5 protein-coding genes are annotated in these 4974 nt (G+C 51.6%); all 5 read left to right on the top strand.

The features are described from left to right. The first annotated feature begins 709 nt into the window (after positions 1-709). The 5 genes from HMPREF1863_RS05580 to HMPREF1863_RS05600 all read left to right on the top strand — a co-directional run bounded on the left by HMPREF1863_RS05580 (position 710) and on the right by HMPREF1863_RS05600 (position 4865). A complete protein-coding gene (locus HMPREF1863_RS05580) occupies positions 710-1564 on the top strand; it encodes a Rossmann-like and DUF2520 domain-containing protein (RefSeq protein WP_068368345.1) in 855 nt (284 codons plus the stop codon). Position 1565: 1 nt separating this feature from the next. Further along, positions 1566-2393 carry a 3-methyl-2-oxobutanoate hydroxymethyltransferase gene (gene panB, locus HMPREF1863_RS05585; protein WP_068368348.1) on the top strand — a complete coding sequence of 276 codons (828 nt, stop codon included), beginning with the start codon at positions 1566-1568 and terminating at the stop codon, positions 2391-2393. Between the two features lie 9 nt (positions 2394-2402). After that, the gene (panC, locus tag HMPREF1863_RS05590) at positions 2403-3260 is read left to right on the top strand and encodes a pantoate--beta-alanine ligase (RefSeq protein WP_068368350.1); all 858 of its coding nucleotides are present in this window, start codon (positions 2403-2405) and stop codon (positions 3258-3260) included. Positions 3261-3363: 103 nt separating this feature from the next. Continuing rightward, positions 3364-4389: a chorismate synthase gene (locus HMPREF1863_RS05595; protein ID WP_068368353.1), complete on the top strand. Its 1026-nt coding sequence runs from the start codon at positions 3364-3366 to the stop codon at positions 4387-4389. Next, positions 4386-4865, top strand: coding sequence for a shikimate kinase (locus HMPREF1863_RS05600; RefSeq protein ID WP_068368356.1), 480 nt, complete (start codon positions 4386-4388; stop codon positions 4863-4865). The genes HMPREF1863_RS05595 and HMPREF1863_RS05600 overlap by 4 nt, the downstream gene beginning before the upstream one ends. Positions 4866-4974 lie beyond the last annotated feature (109 nt).

Raw genomic sequence — 4974 nt, forward strand, 5'->3', positions numbered from 1 at the left:
TGAGCCCTTTCCCTCTTCCCCGCGACATGGTTCTCGGGTTGTGTACAACCGAATCAAAAAGTGGTTTTGTGCGTGAATGTGTTTTTTAAAAATATATTCAGAAGAATTTCTCTTTCAAAAAGGAAACTATTCTTTCAGAAATCTTTCTTTGTAACTTAGGAGGAGGGAATAGGGCGCCCGGATTCGCCCTCTTTCCTTTCCCCGGACCCCAATCCTTTCCACCCTAACGTTTTTTAGCAGTCCGAAGCCCTAACGGGCTTCGATTTGTATTGGGCTGTGTTGCGGAAAGAGACGCTCTGTTTCAGGCGAAGTATTTTGCCATCGCAAGGTGAGCGTCAGATTTTATTTCTCGCTGGAGAATAACTTCTGCTGGCGCCAGACAATAATCAGGAAAATGCCGAAGGCATTTTTCGTTATAGTGCCGGCCGGAAAGGGAGTTGGGGCGACAGAATTTCTCGGGTTGTGTAAAACCGAATCAAAAAGTAGTTTTTACGTGAATGTATTTTTAAAATGCATCGGGTAGCGTCGCAACAAAACACATTCTATTTCGGGCAGGGTAAGCATAACCCTTCCCTCCCGAACAAAATCATCTTGTCAATTCCCCCATTACCCATTACAATGGCAGTGGTAGTATTCGAAGGAAACTATACACTTTTTACATTAAAATACGATGCGACAATGCGTATTGCACTCGAAAGAGGTGATAACCATGCAAACCGTCGGAATCATCGGCGCCGGAAAAGTCGGCGTCAGTTTCGGCATCAGCTTGTTCTCGAAAGGCCCACTCCGCATCGGGGGATATTACAGCAAAAGCGAGACGAGCGCCGCCTACGGAGCGGAGCGTACCGGGTCGAAAACCTACGCGACACCGGGAGAACTCCTGGCAGATAACGACGTTGTCCTTATCGCCACGCCCGACGATGCCATCGAAACGACATGGCGGCAACTATTACAACTCAATATACACGATAAAATCGTCTGCCACACGGCAGGCAGCTTATCATCATCACTATTCTTCGATCGTACTACCAAGGACGTATACGCAGCCAGCCTTCATCCCATGCTCGCCATATCGAGCAAAGAAGATGGCTACAAGTCACTTGATGGTGCGTTTTTTACATTAGAAGGCGATTCAAAAGCCGTGGACATCCTGAAAAACGTATTGGAATACCACAAGCACCGCTACAAAATCATTAGTGGCGACAAAGCGCGCTATCACCTGGCCACATCCCTCATCAGCAACTCCGTCATCGCCCTTGGAAAAGAAGCAGTCGAATTACTGAAAGAAATCGGCTTTGAGGAAAAAGAGGCGCGAGAAGCCTTGGCGCCCTTGGCGGAAAAAAACCTGGCGTCCTTTTTAGAAAAAGGCGCGGCAAACGCCCTAACCGGCCCCGTGGAGAGAGGAGACACCGCCACCGTCGCCCGTCACTTAGACGCAATGAACGAAAACAAAAAACAGCGCGCACTTTACGTGGCGGCGGCAAACATCCTCGTAGACATTGCAACAGAAAAACATCCGGATCGAAACTACGACGACATGATCCGCTTACTGGAAGGAGAATAGCATGAAGAACATAACCGTCAACACCTTTCGCGAACACAAACAGACCGGCGAAAAACTTACCATGATCACCTGCTACGATTACACCACGGCAAAACTCGTGGACCAATCGGGCATCGACTCCATATTAGTGGGCGACAGTTTGGGCATGACCATGCTCGGCTACGACGACACACTCTCCGTCACATTAGACGACATGATCCATCACTCCGCCGCCGTGGCGCGGGGAGCCAAACACCCCCTCATCATCTGCGATATGCCCTTCATGACCTACTCCACAGGTACGCGCGACGCCGTTATGGCCGCCGGCCGCCTCATTCAAGAAGGCCACGCCCACGCCGTCAAACTCGAAGGAGGCACAGAAGTACAAGAGGAAATCAAAGCCATCGTGGCGGCGAAAATCCCCGTTTGCGCACACATCGGCTTGACGCCCCAATCCGTAAACACCTTCGGCGGATTCAAAGTACAGGGTAAAGACCAAGCCACCGTCGACAAACTCCTCGCCGATGCGAAAGCCGTAGAAGAAGCTGGAGCCTTTGCCGTCGTCATGGAATGCGTGCCTGCGCCCTTGGCGAAAAAAATCACCGACATGCTCACCATCCCCACCATCGGCATCGGCGCCGGCGTCGATTGCGACGGCCAAGTCCTCGTGTACCAAGACATGCTCGGCATGTTCGGCGACTTCGTACCCAAATTCGTCAAACAATTCGCCCATATCGGCGAAGCCATGGTAAAAGGCTTTAAAGACTACGACGACGCCGTTAAAAACAAAACCTTCCCCACAAAAGAACACGAATTCACAATGGACACCACACTACTGGAAGAGAAATAGAGGCACACCATGCAAATTATTACGACAATACAAGAAATACGCGACATCGCCGTCAAAGCCAAACACAAAGGCAGCGTCGGCTACGTGCCCACCATGGGCGCACTCCACGAAGGCCACGGCTCCCTCATCAAAAAAGCCCGAGAAGAAAACGACACCGTCATCGTCTCCGTCTTCGTCAACCCCTTACAATTCGGCCCCGGCGAAGACTACGAAGCCTACCCCCGCGACATCGAAAAAGACGGAAAATTCTGCCAAAACCTCGGCGTCGATTACATCTTCCACCCCTCGCCCGAAGAAATGTACCCGAAAAACTTCGGCTTTCGCGTCGTGCCGCCGGATAACATGACCCACATCCTCTGCGGCATCACACGCCCCATCCACTTTACAGGCGTCGCCACCGTCCTCGCCAAATTCTTTACCGTCATCCGCCCCACAAAAGCCTACTTCGGACAAAAAGACGTGCAACAAGTGGCCATCGTAAAAGCCATGGTAGAAGACCTGAACCTGAACCTGGACATCGTGCCCTGCCCCATCGTACGAGAAAACGACGGATTGGCCAAAAGCTCGCGAAACACCTACCTTACAACCGACGAACGACAAGCCGCCACCGTCCTCTCCCGCGCCCTGAAACTGGCACTTAACGAAGCCAAAAACGGCAACCGCGACGCCGAAAACATCAAACAAAAAGTCGTAGAAGAAATCCAAAAAGAACCACTCGCCAAAATCGACTACGTGGAAATCCTGCGCTTCAGCAACTTCGAGCGCGTCAAAACCATAGAAAAAGATACCTTTATGGCCATGGCAGTTTACATCGGCAACACCCGACTCATCGACAACACCTTCTTCGACGAACTCAACACACTGTAAAAGAGAGAGCACACGCTCTCTTTTTTAATGAAACAAAATATAACCCGCACAAAGGGCAAATAACATATAATAGAAAAAAACACCCAAAAGAAAAGAGGCCACCTTGTCAACCTACGGAAAAAACATCACCCTTACACTCTTCGGCGAAAGCCACGGCAAAGGCGTCGGCGCCCTTATAACAGGCTTGCCTGCCGGCGAACCTGTCGACGAACAATCCATCGCCTGCGCCATGAACAGAAGAAAACGCGGCGGCACATATGCCACGCCCAGAAAAGAACCGGATGCAGTCAACATCCTTTCGGGCATTTATAACGGCCACACCACCGGCGCGCCCCTCGCTCTTTGGATCGAAAACAAAAACCAAAAAAGCGAAGATTACGAGAACATGCCCTTCCGTCCCGGCCACGCCGATTACACAGCCCACGTCAAATACAACGGATTCGACGATCCCCGAGGCGGCGGATACTTTAGCGGCAGACTCACCGCCCCCTTAACAGCCGCAGGCGACATCCTCATCCAAATCCTAAACCGCCGAGGCATCACCATTACAAGCGAGATCACAGCAGTAGGCGGCGAAAAAGACGGCGACAACATAAAAGCCAAACTGGAAGAAGCCAAACAAACACAAGACAGCCTCGGCGGCACAGTCGATATTGCCATCAAAGGCGTGCCGAAAGGCATCGGCGGCCCAAGGTTCCAAAGCCTGCAAAGCCAACTGGCCGCCGCACTTTACGGCGTCGGCGCCGTGAAAAGCGTCGCCTTCGGAAGCGGAGAAGAAGCGAGCCGAAAAAAAGGATCCGAACAAAACGATCCCTATTATATAGAAGAAAACAACATTCGCACAAAAACTAACAACGCCGGCGGCATCCTCGGCGGCATAACCAACGGCGAAGACATCCTTATCCACGTCGCCGTTAAACCCACCCCCTCAATCGGAAAAACACAACACACCGTCAACAGAAAAGGCGAAGCCGTCGACTACGCCATCCAAGGCCGCCACGACACCGCCATCGTCTTGCGCATCCCCGTGGCATTGGAAAGCGCCGCCGCCTTCGCCATCGCCGATGCCCTCGTGAGCGCAAAAGGCGACATCGGCTTTCGCGAAATGAAAAGGGAGGACACACAATGAAAAACATCGTCATCATCGGCATGCCCGGCGTCGGAAAAACAAGCGTCGCCGATGCCATCGGCGCCATCACCGGGCAAACCGTCATCGACATCGATCGGGAAATCGAAAAACAACACGGCCCCATCCCCGACATCTTTCGGGAAAAAGGAGAGCCACACTTCCGCGCCATCGAAAAACAAACCGTGGCGCAGGCGGCGAAAACAGAAAACACCGTCATCGCAACCGGCGGCGGCAGCGTCTTAGATGAGGACAACATCCGCGCATTGCGAGCAAGCGGCACACTCTATTGGATCAGACGGCCATTAGAAGAACTGGCACAAAACGGCAGACCCCTATCCGCCGGGGGAATGAACGCTCTGAAAACCCTTTGGGACGAGAGAAAAGAGCTTTATGCGGAAGCCGCCGACAGCGAAATAAAAAACGAGACCATTAAGGGAACAGCAGAAGAGATAATAAAAAAGCATGGGCAGAGATAAAGCCCATGCTTTTTTGTACAAAATCATTCGGAAAAAATTTCTCTTTCAGAAGTAAACCATTCATTCAAAAACTTTTTTTAGGAGGAGGGAATAGGGCGTTGCGATTCGC

The sequence above is a fragment of the Aedoeadaptatus coxii genome (assembly GCF_001553115.1).
Lineage (GTDB): Bacteria > Bacillota > Clostridia > Tissierellales > Peptoniphilaceae > Aedoeadaptatus > Aedoeadaptatus coxii.

Bases quoted from the DNA above. Each gene is read 5' to 3' on its own strand.
- panC (WP_068368350.1), top strand. From the start codon at position 2,403: ATGCAAATTATTACGACAATACAAGAAATACGCGACATCGCCGTCAAA.
- HMPREF1863_RS05580 (WP_068368345.1), top strand. From the start codon at position 710: ATGCAAACCGTCGGAATCATCGGCGCCGGAAAAGTCGGCGTCAGTTTC.
- HMPREF1863_RS05600 (WP_068368356.1), top strand. From the start codon at position 4,386: ATGAAAAACATCGTCATCATCGGCATGCCCGGCGTCGGAAAAACAAGC.
- panB (WP_068368348.1), top strand. From the start codon at position 1,566: ATGAAGAACATAACCGTCAACACCTTTCGCGAACACAAACAGACCGGC.